General features: G+C 70.8%; 16 protein-coding genes. 9 read left to right on the forward strand and 7 right to left on the reverse strand.

Annotated elements, in window-relative coordinates; translation table 11 throughout:
- The first annotated feature begins 34 nt into the window (after positions 1 to 34).
- On the forward strand, positions 35 to 616 hold the full coding sequence (locus tag ACIQ5Y_RS23535) for a dihydrofolate reductase family protein (RefSeq protein ID WP_403883674.1): 582 nt from the start codon (positions 35 to 37) through the stop codon (positions 614 to 616).
- A gap of 36 nt (positions 617 to 652) precedes the next feature.
- Entirely contained in the window at positions 653 to 850 is a 198-nt protein-coding gene (locus ACIQ5Y_RS23540; protein ID WP_403883677.1) for a hypothetical protein, read from the forward strand.
- Positions 851 to 854: 4 nt separating this feature from the next.
- Here the strand turns inward: ACIQ5Y_RS23540 and snpA are convergent, their stop codons facing one another.
- Positions 855 to 1,511 (reverse strand): snapalysin, encoded by a 657-nt coding sequence (gene snpA / locus ACIQ5Y_RS23545; protein WP_403883680.1) that lies wholly within the window; start codon positions 1,509 to 1,511, stop codon positions 855 to 857.
- Positions 1,512 to 1,722: 211 nt separating this feature from the next.
- Between snpA and ACIQ5Y_RS23550 the strand changes: the two genes are divergently transcribed.
- From ACIQ5Y_RS23550 to ACIQ5Y_RS23560, 3 genes are all read left to right on the forward strand, one after another.
- On the forward strand, positions 1,723 to 2,658 hold the full coding sequence (locus ACIQ5Y_RS23550; RefSeq protein WP_403883683.1) for a LysR substrate-binding domain-containing protein: 936 nt from the start codon (positions 1,723 to 1,725) through the stop codon (positions 2,656 to 2,658).
- 414 nt (positions 2,659 to 3,072) lie between these two features.
- Positions 3,073 to 3,993, forward strand: coding sequence for a DUF4097 family beta strand repeat-containing protein (locus ACIQ5Y_RS23555; RefSeq protein WP_403883686.1), 921 nt, complete (start codon positions 3,073 to 3,075; stop codon positions 3,991 to 3,993).
- Position 3,994: 1 nt separating this feature from the next.
- Positions 3,995 to 4,891, forward strand: a complete 897-nt coding sequence (locus ACIQ5Y_RS23560; RefSeq protein ID WP_403883689.1) for a helix-turn-helix transcriptional regulator — start codon at positions 3,995 to 3,997, stop codon at positions 4,889 to 4,891.
- A 162-nt stretch (positions 4,892 to 5,053) separates the two neighbouring features.
- Here the strand turns inward: ACIQ5Y_RS23560 and ACIQ5Y_RS23565 are convergent, their stop codons facing one another.
- The 4 genes from ACIQ5Y_RS23565 to ACIQ5Y_RS23580 form a co-directional block, all read right to left on the reverse strand.
- Complete coding sequence (locus ACIQ5Y_RS23565) at positions 5,054 to 5,614, reverse strand: Clp protease N-terminal domain-containing protein (RefSeq protein ID WP_403883692.1); 561 nt, start codon at positions 5,612 to 5,614, stop codon at positions 5,054 to 5,056.
- Positions 5,614 to 5,823, reverse strand: coding sequence for a helix-turn-helix domain-containing protein (locus ACIQ5Y_RS23570; protein ID WP_042818984.1), 210 nt, complete (start codon positions 5,821 to 5,823; stop codon positions 5,614 to 5,616). The genes ACIQ5Y_RS23565 and ACIQ5Y_RS23570 overlap by 1 nt, the downstream gene beginning before the upstream one ends.
- Positions 5,824 to 5,893: 70 nt before the next feature.
- The gene (locus ACIQ5Y_RS23575) at positions 5,894 to 6,856 is read right to left on the reverse strand and encodes a zinc-binding dehydrogenase (RefSeq protein WP_403883696.1); all 963 of its coding nucleotides are present in this window, start codon (positions 6,854 to 6,856) and stop codon (positions 5,894 to 5,896) included.
- Positions 6,857 to 7,142: 286 nt separating this feature from the next.
- Positions 7,143 to 8,351: an NADP-dependent malic enzyme gene (locus ACIQ5Y_RS23580; RefSeq protein WP_403883698.1), complete on the reverse strand. Its 1,209-nt coding sequence runs from the start codon at positions 8,349 to 8,351 to the stop codon at positions 7,143 to 7,145.
- Between the two features lie 524 nt (positions 8,352 to 8,875).
- Between ACIQ5Y_RS23580 and ACIQ5Y_RS23585 the strand changes: the two genes are divergently transcribed.
- From ACIQ5Y_RS23585 to ACIQ5Y_RS23595, 3 genes are read left to right on the forward strand one after another with little or no spacing between them, the layout of a single operon-like run.
- A complete protein-coding gene (locus tag ACIQ5Y_RS23585) occupies positions 8,876 to 9,832 on the forward strand; it encodes an ABC transporter substrate-binding protein (RefSeq protein ID WP_403883701.1) in 957 nt (318 codons plus the stop codon).
- Positions 9,833 to 9,872: 40 nt separating this feature from the next.
- The gene (locus ACIQ5Y_RS23590) at positions 9,873 to 10,823 is read left to right on the forward strand and encodes an amino acid ABC transporter permease (protein ID WP_403883704.1); all 951 of its coding nucleotides are present in this window, start codon (positions 9,873 to 9,875) and stop codon (positions 10,821 to 10,823) included.
- Entirely contained in the window at positions 10,820 to 11,587 is a 768-nt protein-coding gene (locus tag ACIQ5Y_RS23595; protein WP_403883707.1) for an amino acid ABC transporter ATP-binding protein, read from the forward strand. Before ACIQ5Y_RS23590 ends, ACIQ5Y_RS23595 begins: the two co-directional genes overlap by 4 nt.
- A 67-nt stretch (positions 11,588 to 11,654) precedes the next feature.
- On the opposite strand, the gene ACIQ5Y_RS23600 is transcribed toward ACIQ5Y_RS23595, so the two are convergent.
- The gene (locus ACIQ5Y_RS23600; protein WP_403883790.1) at positions 11,655 to 12,452 is read right to left on the reverse strand and encodes a class I SAM-dependent methyltransferase; all 798 of its coding nucleotides are present in this window, start codon (positions 12,450 to 12,452) and stop codon (positions 11,655 to 11,657) included.
- An 81-nt stretch (positions 12,453 to 12,533) separates the two neighbouring features.
- Here ACIQ5Y_RS23600 and ACIQ5Y_RS23605 point away from each other — a divergent pair, with 81 nt between their 5' ends.
- Positions 12,534 to 13,163, forward strand: a complete 630-nt coding sequence (locus ACIQ5Y_RS23605) for a CGNR zinc finger domain-containing protein (RefSeq protein WP_403883710.1) — start codon at positions 12,534 to 12,536, stop codon at positions 13,161 to 13,163.
- Here ACIQ5Y_RS23605 and sodX read toward each other — a convergent pair.
- The gene (gene sodX / locus ACIQ5Y_RS23610) at positions 13,067 to 13,489 is read right to left on the reverse strand and encodes a nickel-type superoxide dismutase maturation protease (RefSeq protein WP_403883713.1); all 423 of its coding nucleotides are present in this window, start codon (positions 13,487 to 13,489) and stop codon (positions 13,067 to 13,069) included. The two genes, ACIQ5Y_RS23605 and sodX, sit on opposite strands and share 97 nt — an antisense overlap.
- Between the last annotated feature and the right edge of the window lie 97 nt (positions 13,490 to 13,586).

A 13,586-nucleotide genomic window follows, 5' to 3' on the forward strand; every position in this document is an offset into this window, starting at 1 on the left:
GGTGCGGTGGCACTGCCGAACGGAAGAGAATCGCTTGCGCAAGCTCACGTACTTCATCGCCACGTCGGTCGACGGCTTCATCGGAGCCCCGGACGGCGACGGCGAGTTCTTCTACTCCCACGTCGACCCCGAGTTCATCGACCTCCTCATGGCCGAGTACCCGGAGACCATCTCGCGGCTGGGCCGTGACCAGCTCGGCGTCGCGGACGCCCCGCCCGCGCGTTTCGACGCCGTGCTGATGGGCCGGGCCACCTATGACGTGGGGTTCAAGCAGGGTGACGCCAATCCGTACGGCCACCTGCGCCAGTACGTGGTCTCGCGCTCCCTCACCACCCCGCCGGACCCGCAGGTCGAGCTGATCGCCGGCGACGTCGCCGCCAAGGTCCGCGAGCTCAAGGCGCAGGACGGTCTCGGCATCTGGCTCTGCGGCGGCGCCGACCTCGCCACCCAGTTGATCGACGAGATCGACGAGTACATCGTCAAGACGTACCCGGTGTTCGTGGGGACCGGCATGCCGATGTCCCGCGCCGGATTCGGAGTGCGCCCGCTGGAGCTCACCGGCTGCACCGCCCTCGGCGGCGGTCAGGTCATCACCTCGTACGCCGTCAAGCGCTGACCGCGCAAAAGGGAGAAACCGGCCTACCGTAGAGGTATGGCCGGTGAACAGCAGCAGCGCCCGCACGAGACGATCGCCCCGCACGCCGGGCACGAGCAGCAGATGTGCCCGACGTGCGGGAGCCCCGTCGATACGGTGCTCAGACGGCGCAAGTCCCTGGGGATCTTCATCCCGTACTGGACTCCGGGCCCCTGCCGGAACCCGGAGTGCCCGGAGTACGCCGGGGAGGGCTAGAGGGTCAGCCCTTCGTCCACAGTCCGGAGGCGACCAGGCCATTGGCCCACAGCTGGTTCACGCGCGACCGCTCGGCGCTGTTCGGGGTCGCGTTCTGGCAGGAGGTGCCCGGGCCGCCGCCCGACATCAGCTCGCTGCACGGGCCCGAGTAGTGGTCCGGCAGGCCGAGCACGTGACCGGTCTCGTGCGCGGTCACCCGGGTGGAGTTGTACTGCTGGTTCTGCCGGTAGTCGAGGAAGATGTAGCCCCGGCCGTGCCCGTCCGTGCTCGCGTACGAGCCGCGCGAGTCGTTGCCCTCGTAGTACGAGAAGTTCCCGCCCGAGGACACCTCCTGCAGCTTCACGTTGGACACCGAGCTGTTCCATATCTGGGTGGAGCGGGCTATCTGCGTACGGAAACTCGGCGCGTTGCGGGTGTTGTACGTGACGGTCACGGCCAGCACGCCCGGGTTCGCGGCGCGCTGCTCGGCGACCGAACGCCGCACGGCCTCGAAGAAGGCGCGGTTGGCGGCCTCGTTCTCCTGTGAACGCTCGTACGCGGCGTACGTCGAGGCGTTGCCGGCGGCGGGCGCGGCGCTGGCGGTGGGGGCGACTGAGCCGAGGGCGGCGGCGAGACCGAGGCCGATGGTTCCGGCCAGCGCGGCCTTACGGGAGTGGCGCATGTGGGGGAGCTCCTACTCGTCCGGTGCGGTGGGGGGTGGTCGTTCGGTACCGGAGTCTGCGGGAGCGGAAGCGGGCGGCGGATGATGTCAGCCGCCGATAACGCGGCCTTATCGGGGAGGTTTCGGAAGGTCAACCTCCTTGAGAATGGCGGGATTCGACGGCCTGTCGACGGCTGGTGCGGTTCGCCCGGCCCGGCCTACCCTCTGGGGCATGGAGCTTGAGGTCAGGCACCTGCGGGCGCTGTGCGCCATCGCCGACGCCGGCAGCCTGCACAAGGCCGCCCGGCAGCTCGGCGTGAGCCAGCCCGCCCTGACGACTCAGCTGCGCCGCATCGAACGGGCCCTGGAGGGCGACCTGTTCCTGCGCGAGCGCACCGGCTGCCGGCCCACCCCCTTCGGCCACGCCGTCCTCGGCAGGGCCCGGCCGCTGCTCGCCGAGATGGCCGCGCTGGTCGCGGAGGCGCGGGCGCAGGCCCGCGGCCCCCGGCTGAGCATCGGCTCCACGGCCAGCCGGGCCCTGCCGGGGTGGCTGCGCCGGCTCCACCGGCGGCTGCCGGACACCGAGACCTCCCTGGTCGTGGACGTCTCCGCCAACGCGCTGCTGCGGATGGTGGCTTCGGGGCAGCTGGACGTGGCGTTCGTGCACGAGGTGGAGGGCAGCCCGCTGACGGTCCCGGTCGGGCTGGAACTGCGGGTGCTGATGGAGCGGGAACCGCAGTTCGTCTCGATGTCCAAGGACCACCCGGCGGCGAGCTCGCCCGTGGTGGCGCTGCGGGACCTGGCCGAGGACCGGTGGACGGTGGACCCCTCGGTGGACGGCGAATGGGACGGCCTGCGGCGGGTGTTCGCGGGGGCCGGTCTCGACCCGCCGGTCCTGCACGCGGACTACCACACGGCGACCTCGCTGATCGTCTCCGGTGAGGCGGTGGCGCCGTGCCAGCCGACGTCCGGGCCGCGGGACGACATGGCCATCCGGCCGCTGTGCGGGGATCCGCTGGCGGTGCGGCTGCTGTTGGCCACGCGACCGGGCGCGCATGCGGAGGTCTTCGAGGACCTCCGGGCGGCGTACCGCGAAGCGGCCCTGCGTGCCGCGCCGTACCGTGCCTGGCTCCGACACCACGCGAGCCCCCTCCTCGAAGCCGCCTAGCCCCGGGGCCCCGCCCCCCCGCCCGAATCGCCGGTGCGGCTCAAAGACCTGGGGCTCCGCCCCAGACCCCGCGCCTCAAACGCCGGCCAGGCCGGATTCTGCCCCCTGCCGGCTTACGGGTGCGGGCATCTCCAGCCCGTCCGGCGTTTGAGGACCAGGTCCGGGCGGAGCCCGGGGAACGGCGGAAGGGCGGGTAGGGGACGACTCCGCGCAGCGGCACCCGCAGGCCGCCGGCCCCGCCCGCGCCGGCCGCCCGGCCGTCGGCCCGGTGGCCCGAGCCTCGGTCGCGGAGCCCGTCGGGGCATTCGCTTGACTTCACCCAACCGCGATATATCGTGTTCATCAGAAGACGCGATATGTTGCGAGCGTCGTCGAGAGTCCGGTCCGTGCACGCGCAGAGAAAGGATCAGCACCATGGCAGAGCAGAAGACGTGGTCGGCCGCCGAACCGCAGAAGCTCACCTTCGAGGAGCCTGTGACCGAGCTCCGCGTGCGGCTCGTGAGCGGCACGGTCAACGTCGTCGCCGCCGAAGAAGGTCCGGCCCGGCTGGAGGTCGCCGAGGTCGACGGGCCGCCGCTGTACGTGGTGCAGGAGGGCGGCACCCTCACCGTCTCCTACGAGGACCTGCCCTGGAACGGTTCCCAGGGCTTCAAGGAGTGGTTCGAGACCAAGCCGTGGAAGGCCTGGTCCGGCAGGTCCGCCACCGGCCGCAAGGCCTGGGAGCGCAGCGCCGCCGTCACCCTCATGGTCCCCGCCGCCACGCACGTACGGGTCGGCGTGGTCGACGCGACCACGTTCGTGTCCGGGATCTCCGGCGGCACCGACGTCAACGGGGTGTCCGGCGACGCCACCCTCGTGGCGCTCTCCGGACAGGTCAAGGCGCACACCGTCTCCGGCAGCGTCGAGGCCCAGTCCGTCACGGGCGAGCTGGGGTTCCACTCGGTCTCCGGCGGTCTGACGGTGGTCGACGGAACGGCGACGAACGTACGGGCCGACTCGGTCAGCGGTGACATGCTCATCGACCTGGACCTCGACCCGGCCGCCGCCCGGCCCGTGGACATCGCGCTCAACTCCGTCTCCGGCCAGGTCGCGATCCGCCTCCCGCACCCCGCCGACGCGCGCATCGAGGCCAACACCGCCACCGGTGGCGTCTCCAACGCCTTCGAGGACCTGCGGGTCTCCGGCCAGCTCGGCTCCAAGCGGATCACCGGCACGCTCGGCGCCGGTACCGGCACGCTGCGGGCCACCACAGTGTCCGGCGGGATCGCGCTGCTGCGCCGCCCGGCCGCCGACACCGCGGAAACCCCCCTCGCGCTCGACAAGAAGGTGCTCTGACATGCCGCCCGTCTTCGCCCACGGCCGCCTCCGCCTCTACCTCCTCAAGCTCCTGGACGAGGCGCCCCGCCACGGATACGAGGTGATCCGCCTCCTGGAGGAGCGCTTCCAGGGCCTCTACGCCCCCTCCGCGGGCACGGTGTACCCGCGCCTGGCCAAGCTGGAGGCCGAGGGCCTGGTCACGTACGCCACCGAGGGCGGGCGCAAGGTTTACTCCATCACCGAGGCGGGCCGTGCCGAACTGGCCGACCGCAGCGGTGAACTCGCCGACCTGGAGCTGGAGATCCGCGACTCCGTGACCGAACTGGCCGCCGAGATCCGTGACGACGTCCGGGGTGCGGCGGGTGACCTGCGGCGCGAGATGCGGGCCGCGGCCTCCGCCTCGGCGACCCGGGTCGACGACGAGTCCTGGAAGACGATCAAGGAGGAGATGAGCAGGGCGCGCGCGGAGTGGAAGGAACAGGCGCGCCGGGCGAAGGACGAGAGCCGCCGGGCCCGTGAGGAGGCACAGGCGGCCCGCCGCCAGGCCAAGGAGGCGCAGGAGCGGGCCCGCGAGGAGGTCCAGCGCATCGCGGGGCAGCTGCAGGAGCAGTTCGCCAAGTCGGGCGGCGTGCTGGGGAACCTCGCCGGTGCGTGGCTGGGCGGTGGCGGTGCGCCGGCCGCGTCCGCGGGGGGTTCGGCGGCTGCCGGGGCCGCCGGCGCGGCGGACTGGGCCGAGGACCTGGTCCCGTCCGGGGACCCGGCCCGCGACCTGGACCGGCTGTTGGACCGCTTCCGCGACGAGGTCCGCGATGCGGCGCGCGACCACGGGGTGACGGCGGCGCGGGTGGCCGAGGCCCGGGCCGACCTCGCGGCCGCCGCCGCCCGCCTGTCGGCGACCCTGCGGGGCAAGGGCTAGGTCCGGCCGCGGCGCCGCCGGGCGCGCGGCCCAGGTCGGTCCGTCCTGCCGCGGCGCCGCCGCCGGGGCTCCGCCCCGGACCCCGCGCCTCAAACGCCGGCGGGGCTGGGTTTCCCCGGCGGGGCCGGCTCGTGACGGGTGGGCATCAAACGCCGGTAGGTGTCATGCCGCCAGGGTGGACTCCGCCGTCGTGTACGTCACTCCGTGGTCCGTCAGGATCTCGGAGGGGGTGCCGGGGCGGGAGAGGAGGGCCAGGAGCAGGTGCAGGGTGCCTATGTGGCGGTCCTTGCGGCCCAGCGCGATGCGCAGGGACTGCTCCAGGGCCCGCTTCGAGCCCTGGGCCAACGGGACGTGGCGGCTGTCCGGTTCCGGGCGGCCCAGGGCCGAGCGGAGCGAGGAGCCCAGGGTGCGCTTTCGCGGCTCCGGGGCGGACAGGGCTCCCTCGCCGTGGGTCTCCTCGACGCGGGAGACGATCTCGGTGAGGTCGATGCCCAGGTCCGCCAGGGCCTCCTCGTCCGCCCTGGACATGCCGCCCCGGCGGCGGGCCGCCGCGAGGTCCGCCGCCACCGCGGCCCGGTCGACGCCCAAGGGGTCCAGGGCGCCCAGGGTCAGCAGGGAGAGGAGCAGGTGCTCCTCGGTGACCGTGGCGGCGCCGGCTTGCCGTGCCTCGGCGATCGCGCCCGTCACCGCGGCGCGGGCGTCCCCGGTGAATCGCTCGAACATCAAAGCCTCCCGTGCTTCTTGTGCACGGCCTGCCGGCTCACGCCCAGCTCGGCCGCGATCTCCTGCCAGGACCACCCCTGCGCGCGGGCACTGCGTACCTGTACGGCCTCCAACTGCTCCAGCAGTCTGCGGAGGGCGGCCACGGCACGCAGGCCCACGCGCGGGTCACGGTCACCGGCCCGTTCGGCCAGATCGGTGGCTTCCGTCATGCATGTCAATTTAGGTTGACGCGGGAGGGGCGTCAACCCCGGTTGACATACGGGATGGGGAGGGCGGGTCTCAGGGCGTCAGGACCACCTTGCCGAAGAGGTCGCCCGACGCGACCTTCTCGAAGCCTTCCCGCGCCCGGTCCAGCGGCAGGACCTCGTCGATCACCGGCCGCAGGCCCGTCGTCGCGCAGAACGACAGCAGGTCCTCCAGCTCGTCCTTCGAGCCCATCGTCGAGCCGACGACCTTCAGCTCCAGGAAGAAGATCCGGGTCAGTTCGGCATGCGCCGGGCGGTCTCCGCTCGTGGCGCCGGAGATGACCAGGGTGCCGCCGGGGCGCAGGGACTTCACCGAGTGCGACCAGGTCGCCGCGCCGACCGTCTCGATCACCGCGTCGACGCGGTGCGGCAGGCGGGCGCCCGGCTCGAAGGCGTCCGCCGCGCCCAGTTCCACGGCCCGCTTGCGCTTGGCCTCGTCGCGGCTGGTGGCGTAGACCCGCAGGCCCGCCGCCTTGCCCAGCGCGATGGCGGCGGTCGCGACCCCGCCGCCCGCGCCCTGCACCAGTACCGAATCCCCGGGGCGGACGCCCGCGTTGGTGAAGAGCATGCGGTACGCGGTCAGCCAGGCCGTCGGAAGGCAGGCGGCCTCCTCGAAGGACAGTTCGGCGGGCTTGCGCAGCACGTTCCAGGCGGGGACGGACACCTGCTCGGCGAAGGTGCCCTGGTAGCGCTCGGTCAGGATCGACCGGGGCTCGTCCGGGCCGACTCCGTGGCCGCTCTGGCCGATCACGGAGTGCAGGACGACCTCGTTGCCGTCCTGGTCGATCCCGGCGGCGTCGCAGCCGAGGATCATCGGGAGGTTCTCTTCGCCGAGGCCGACTCCGCGCAGCGACCACAGGTCGTGGTGGTTGAGGGAGGCGGCCTTGACGTTCACGGTCACCCAGCCGGGCCGGGCCTCGGGCGCGGGGCGTTCGCCCAGCTCAAGGCCGTTCAGCGGCTGGTCACGGTCGATTCGGGCGGCATAGGCAGCGAACATGCCGCGACGCTACCGCTGGGTAGGGCCGGGTTCCAGGGCTTCCGCGACCGGGTTGGTGAGTCCTTCGTCGCACCCGGCCGGTACGCGGGGCGCGGTCCGAGGCGCCTGCGCGCCCGGGCGGCGGTGCCCGCCGGACCGGTCCGGGCGGTCCGGTCCGGCCCGTTCCCGGCCGCCCTGCAGGCCGAGCGGGCGGAGCCCGCCCCTACCGCCGCGCAAAAGACGCAGGCCCGGCCGGATCCGGGAAGGGATCCGGCCGGGCCTGCGCCCGTACCGCTCAGCGAGGCGATCAGACCAGGCGGGCCACGCCGTCGGCCTTCGCCGCGGCGGCCACGGCCGTGGCGACGGCCTCGGCGACGCGCGTGTCGAACGGCGACGGGATCACGTAGTCGGCGGTGAGCTCGTCGTCCGCGACGACGCCGGCGATGGCGTCGGCAGCCGCGATCTTCATGTTCTCGGTGATCCGGGAGGCGCGGACCTTGAAGGCACCCGCGAAGATGCCCGGGAACGCCAGCACGTTGTTGATCTGGTTCGGGAAGTCCGAGCGGCCCGTGGCCACGACCGCCGCGTACTTGTGCGCGACGTCCGGGTGGACCTCCGGGTTCGGGTTCGCCATGGCGAAGACGAAGGCGTTCTTCGCCATCGAGGCCACGGCCTCCTCCGGAACCGTGCCGCCGGAGACGCCGATGAAGACGTCCGCGCCGGCCAGGGCCTGCTCCAGCGAACCGGTCTGGCCGGTCTTGTTGGTCAGGCCCGCGATCTCCGCCTTGACGTCCGTCAGGTCGGTGCGGTCCGCCGAGACGACGCCCTTGCGGTCGGTGACGCAGACGTCGCCGATGCCCGCGTCCACGAGGATCTTCGCGATGGCGATGCCCGCGGCGCCGGCGCCCGCGATCACGGCGCGCAGGTCGCCGAGCGTGCGCCCGGTGAGCTTCGCGGCGTTGCGCATGGCGGCCAGCGTCACGATGGCCGTGCCGTGCTGGTCGTCGTGGAAGATCGGGATGTCGAGGGCCTCCTGGAGGCGGCGCTCGATCTCGAAGCAGCGGGGAGCGGAGATGTCCTCCAGGTTCACGCCGCCGAAGGACGGCGCGAGGCGGATGACCGTCTCGACGATCTCGTCGGTGTCCTTGGTCGCGAGCGCGATCGGAACCGCGTCCACGCCACCGAACTGCTTGAAGAGGATGGCCTTGCCCTCCATCACGGGGAGGGAGGCCTCGGGACCGATGTCACCGAGTCCGAGCACGGCCGTACCGTCGGTGACGACGGCGACCACGTTGGACTTCCAGGTGTACTCGTTCACGAGCTCGGGCTGCTCGGCGATGGCGGTGCACACCTTCGCCACGCCCGGCGTGTAAGCCAGGGACAGGTCGTCCTTGTTGTTGACCGGCACGGTGGCCTGGACGGCCATCTTGCCGCCGCGGTGCAGCGCGAACACCGCGTCCGGGTTGTTGTCCGTCGCGCTGCTGTCACTGTGAGGGTTGACGATCTCCGCTGCCACTTGATGTGACCCCTTAAGTCCTTTGAATCGTTGAGGGTGGCCACTCCTGGTTAAGGGGTGGGCGGGCACCGAGTACGTACTCCGCTTCGACGGTTGGCCCGTCTCCGCGGAGGGGAGGTTCGTACGCGCGGGCGCGCCGCACGCGCGCCCTGAGCCCCGGATGAGGGGTGTAAGGATCTGTTCTACCCGAAGAACGCTCACCCAGACGAGTCGATTCCGCCTCGACTGTAGGCCTTCTGTCCTGCTTTTGGCCAAAAGTCCAAACCTTGATGTCCGACAGGCGAGACAGGCAGAAGAAAGTGCCGGGAAAGTCCCTGGTCACGGCAGTATCTGCGGTATCGACGGCCCTGTCCCGCAGTCCTGTTGGGTCACCCCAGTCGCCCGTTATGCGATTTTGACCTGACGGGCAGCCTGAATGTCTCAGTCCGAATGGCAAGATGCCGTAATCACACAAGGTCGCGACACTCGATGGTGCGTGTCCGACCGCTTCTCGATCCTTTTCCACCAGCCGGAGGAACGAAGCCATGACCGCAAGCACCACCCGTCGTACGACCGCCGCCCGGTCCCGGATCGCCGCGGTCGGCGCGATCGCGGTCGCCGGCGCCCTGGTCCTGACCGGCTGTGGCGACCAGACGGAGGGCTCCTCCGCGACCCCCTCCGGTGGTACGCAGAAGGACAGCTCCGCCCCTCTCTTCTCCGCCCTGCCGAAGAAGATCCAGGACGCCGGTGTCATCAAGGTCGGCACGGACTCCGCCTACGCCCCGATGGAGTTCGTCGAGGGCGGCAAGATCGTCGGTGTCGACCCCGACATCGCCGAGGCGCTCAGCAAGCAGCTCGGTGTGAAGTTCCAGTTCACCGCGGGCACCTTCGACGGCCTGATCACCTCGATCTACACGGGCCGCGAGGACGCGATCATGTCGTCGATCACCGACAACAAGAAGCGCCAGGAGGGCCTGGACGACAAGGGCCAGAAGATCGGCAAGGGGATCGACTTCGTCGACTACTTCTCCTCCGGTCTCTCGCTCCTCGTCAAGAAGGGCAACCCCGAGGGCATCAAGTCCATGGACGACCTCTGCGGCAAGACCGTGGCCGTCCAGCGCGGCACGATCTACGAGGACACCTTCAAGGCCCAGGCCGAGAAGTGCGGCGACAAGAAGCTCACCATCCAGGCCTTCGACACCGACGCCGAGGCGCAGACCCGCGTCAAGGCCGGCGGCGCCGTCGCCGACCTGAACGACTACCCGGTCGCGGCCTACACGGTGAAGACCTCCGGTGGCGGCAACGACTTCGAGATCGCCGGCCAGCAGAGCGACGTCGGCCTCTTCGGCATCGGCGTGAGCAAGGAGAACACCCAGCTCCGCGACGCCCTCAAGCAGGCCCTCGACGCCGCCATCAAGGACGGCTCGTACGCCAAGGCGCTGGAGAAGTGGAACGTGCAGGACAGCGCGGTCAAGTCCGCGACGATCAACGCCGGCCAGTAGGTCAGTCCCTCGCTCCACGCTCCACTGAAGGGCAGTCATTGTGACTGACAAGATCGAAAAGGGTCCGGCCGATAACCAGCCGGCCGGACCCGGCGCCTCGGGTACCCCGTACGAGGCCATCAAGGCCATCCCGGTGCGGCACTACGGCCGCTGGGTCAGCGGCGTCGTCGTGGTCGCGCTGCTGGGATGGATCGTCTACGCCTTCGCCAACGGCAACGTCATCTGGGCGACGGTCCGCGACAAGCTGTTCGACCCGGCGGTCCTGAGCGGTCTCGGCAACACCGTGATCATCAGCGTCTCGGCCATGGCCCTGGGCCTCGTGCTCGGCATCATCTTCGCGGTGATGCGCCTCTCGAAGAACCCGGTGACGGGCGCCGTCTCCTGGCTCTACATCTGGTTCTTCCGCGGCACCCCGGTGTACGTCCAGCTGCTGGTGTGGTTCAACCTGTCGCTGATCTTCCAGTACATCAACCTCGGTCCGATCTACAAGAACGAGACCGTCGACGTCATGACCCCGTTCATGGTCGCCCTCCTGGGCCTCGGCCTGAACGAGGGCGCCTACATGGCGGAGATCGTCCGGGCCGGCATCCAGTCGGTCGACGAGGGCCAGACCGAGGCCGCCCACGCGCTCGGCATGCCGCAGTCGAAGACCATGCGCCGGATCGTGCTCCCGCAGGCGATGCGCGTGATCATCCCGCCCACGGGCAACGAGTTCATCAACATGCTGAAGACCTCCTCCCTGGTCTCGGCGGTGCAGTACACCGAACTCCTGCGGGCCTCGTCGAACATCGGCAACACGGCCGGTGCCATCATGGAGATGCTGTTCGTGGCCTCCTTCTGGTACCTGGCCCTGACCAGTGTGTTCAGCGTCGGCCAGTACTACCTGGAGCGCCGCTTCGCCCGTGGTTCCACGCGGAACCTGCCGCCGACGCCGTTCCAGCGTCTGAAGGCCAACCTGAACATGTTCCGCCGTACGGAGGTCGCGCGATGACCGCTCAGCCGATGGTCAAGGCCGAGGGCGTCCACAAGTCGTACGGCGCCGCCCACATCCTCCGCGGGATCGACCTGGAAGTCGCCCCCCGAGAGGTGTTCTGCCTGGTCGGCCCGTCCGGCTCCGGCAAGTCGACCTTCCTGCGGTGCATCAACCACCTGGAGCGCATCAACGCCGGCCGGCTCTCGGTCGACGGCCAGCTGGTGGGGTACAAGCAGAAGGGCGACAAGCTCTACGAGCTGAAGGACAGCGAGGTCGCGGCCCAGCGCCGGGACATCGGCATGGTCTTCCAGCGCTTCAACCTCTTCCCGCACATGACGGCCATAGAGAACGTCATGGAAGCCCCGGTCATGGTCAAGGGCGAGTCCAAGGCGGTGGCGCGCGAGCGCGCCGTGCGCCTCCTGGACCGCGTGGGCCTCGGAGACAAGGGCGGGAACTACCCCTCCCAGCTCTCCGGCGGTCAGCAGCAGCGCGTGGCGATCGCCCGCGCGCTGGCCATGGAGCCGAAGCTGATGCTCTTCGACGAGCCCACCTCGGCGCTCGACCCGGAGCTGGTGGGTGACGTCCTGGACGTCATGCGGGACCTGGCCGAGTCGGGCATGACCATGATCGTGGTCACGCACGAGATGGGCTTCGCCCGCGAGGTCGGCGACAACCTCGTCTTCATGGACGGCGGCGTCGTCGTGGAGTCCGGCAACCCGCGCGACGTGCTGGGTAACCCGCAGCACGACCGCACCAAGGCGTTCCTCTCCAAGGTGCTCTAGTCGCACGAGGTCATGCGTGAGGGGCGGTACGGGATCCCGTACCGCCCCTTTGCGCTGCCACCGGAAATTACTGCTTCAGCCCTAGGACCAGCGCGTCCGAGGGGGAGCGCCAGACCGCACGGGCCTCCGCGAACCCGGCGTCGAGCAGCGTGCGCACGTGCCAGGCCTCGGGCGGGGTGTCGCCGTCGGCGTGCTCCCCGTAGATCGCGAAGCGCCGCTTCACCGGCTCGGCCAGCAGCGGGTCCGCCGCAGCCAGGGCCCACCACTCGCGCCAGTCCGCCACCCCGGCCGCCTTGGCCCCGTCCATGACGGCGTGCCGGTGGGCGTGCTCGGCGGCGTCGATGCGCGGGGTGGCCGGGTCGGGCATGTGGTCGGCGTTCATGAACACCCCGCCCGGGGCCACCAGCGGCGCGAGCTGCCCGTAGAGGACGGCGAGGTCCTCGCTGTGCAGCCAGTGCAGGGCGGTGGCCGTCAGGACCGCGTCGTACGTCTCGTGGGGGAGCGCGGCACGCCAGTCGGGGTCCTTGAGGTCGGCTGTCACGAAGGTGACGCGGGGGTCGCCGGCGAAGTGGCCCCCGGCGATCGTCAACAGCGCCGGGTCGAGATCGACGCCCGTACTGGTGGCTCCCGGGAACCGCTTGAGGACGCGGTCCGTAATACTTCCCGTACCGCACGCGAGATCCAGTACCCGGGGGGTGGGACCGACCAGTGCCTCGACCATGTCCAGCATCACCCGGAACCGCTCCTCGCGGTCGGGCATGTACCACTCCTGCTGCCGGTCCCAGCTGTCCTGCCAGGCCTGCCAGTACCCGGTGGTGGCGTCGGTCGTCGTCGCCGTAGCCGCCGCATCAGCCGTTTCAACCATCACGAACCCCTCCGTACGTAATACCCTCGAAGGCGTCTCAGCCGTTACCGAGACACTAATCCGCATCCGTAAGGACTACAAGTGGAACTGGCCCATTACTCGGACTTCGCCGTGCGCCTGGTCAACACCGAGGAGCCGGCCCGCAACAAGGACTCGCTCACCTCGGTGGACGCCGTCCGCGCCCTGTTCGGCGCCAGCCAGCAGATGGCCCGCCGCGTCACCGACACCGACGTGACCCGCTTCCGCAACGTCCGCGCCCGGCTGCGCGCCGTCTTCGAGGCCGCCGACGGCGGCGACCACGTCCTCGCCGTCGACCTCCTGAACTCCCTGCTCATGGAGTTCCCCGTCAGCCCCCAGGTCTCCGGCCACGAGACCCTCGACGAGACCGGACGCCCCGACTGGCACATCCACCTCGCCGACCACCCCTCGAACGCGTCGGCCGGCTACGCCGCCATCGCCTCCTTCGGGCTGGCCTTCCACCTCACCGCGCACGGCCCCGAGCGCCTGGGCCTCTGCCAGGCCGCGCCCTGCCGCAACGCCTACCTCGACACCTCCACCAACCGCTCCCGGCGCTACTGCTCCGACCGCTGCGCCACCCGCGCCAACGTCGCCGCCTACCGCGCCCGCAAGCGCCTGGAGGCCGAGGCGTCCGCCCGCAGCGGCCGCAGCGCCGAGACCGCCCAGGAAAGCCACGCCCTCAGCGAGCGCTGACCCTCCTCGCGCGCCCGCAGCCGCAGGACCGCCGTCGCCAGCACCAGCTCGTCGGGCACCGGCCCGTAGACGGTGCTGTCGCCGGTCTCGTTGTACGGGTTGTCCCCCAGCACCCACCAGCAGCCGCCCGGCCGCCGCTCCGCCGCCCGCTTGACCACCAGCAGGTCCTGCTGGAAGGGGTGGCGCAACACGACCACCGCACCCGGCCGCACCCGGGCCCCGTAACGGACCAGCAGCTGGTCGCCGCTGAGCAGCGTCGGCACCATCGACGCCCCCGTCACCTCGACCAACCCGAACTGCTTCCGCGGGCGTCTGTTCTCCACCATCCGAGTCCTCCTCGTCACACCCGCATGCTGCCGCACGGCCCCGTACGTTCGCTCACCGGTCCGGCCGAGCACCTGGACTTTTGTCCTAAGCCCATGG

Source organism: Streptomyces sp. NPDC096339, assembly GCF_044762985.1.
Classification (GTDB): domain Bacteria; phylum Actinomycetota; class Actinomycetes; order Streptomycetales; family Streptomycetaceae; genus Streptomyces.

Excerpts from the sequence above, each read along its gene's own strand:
- ACIQ5Y_RS23540 (WP_403883677.1), top strand. The coding sequence starts at position 653 with ATGGCCGGTGAACAGCAGCAGCGCCCGCACGAGACGATCGCCCCGCAC.
- snpA (WP_403883680.1), bottom strand. The coding sequence starts at position 1,511 with ATGCGCCACTCCCGTAAGGCCGCGCTGGCCGGAACCATCGGCCTCGGT.
- ACIQ5Y_RS23550 (WP_403883683.1), top strand. The coding sequence starts at position 1,723 with ATGGAGCTTGAGGTCAGGCACCTGCGGGCGCTGTGCGCCATCGCCGAC.
- ACIQ5Y_RS23555 (WP_403883686.1), top strand. The coding sequence starts at position 3,073 with ATGGCAGAGCAGAAGACGTGGTCGGCCGCCGAACCGCAGAAGCTCACC.
- ACIQ5Y_RS23560 (WP_403883689.1), top strand. The coding sequence starts at position 3,995 with ATGCCGCCCGTCTTCGCCCACGGCCGCCTCCGCCTCTACCTCCTCAAG.
- ACIQ5Y_RS23565 (WP_403883692.1), bottom strand. The coding sequence starts at position 5,614 with ATGTTCGAGCGATTCACCGGGGACGCCCGCGCCGCGGTGACGGGCGCG.
- ACIQ5Y_RS23570 (WP_042818984.1), bottom strand. The coding sequence starts at position 5,823 with ATGACGGAAGCCACCGATCTGGCCGAACGGGCCGGTGACCGTGACCCG.
- ACIQ5Y_RS23575 (WP_403883696.1), bottom strand. The coding sequence starts at position 6,856 with ATGTTCGCTGCCTATGCCGCCCGAATCGACCGTGACCAGCCGCTGAAC.
- ACIQ5Y_RS23585 (WP_403883701.1), top strand. The coding sequence starts at position 8,876 with ATGACCGCAAGCACCACCCGTCGTACGACCGCCGCCCGGTCCCGGATC.
- ACIQ5Y_RS23595 (WP_403883707.1), top strand. The coding sequence starts at position 10,820 with ATGACCGCTCAGCCGATGGTCAAGGCCGAGGGCGTCCACAAGTCGTAC.
- ACIQ5Y_RS23600 (WP_403883790.1), bottom strand. The coding sequence starts at position 12,452 with ATGGTTGAAACGGCTGATGCGGCGGCTACGGCGACGACGACCGACGCC.
- sodX (WP_403883713.1), bottom strand. The coding sequence starts at position 13,489 with ATGGTGGAGAACAGACGCCCGCGGAAGCAGTTCGGGTTGGTCGAGGTG.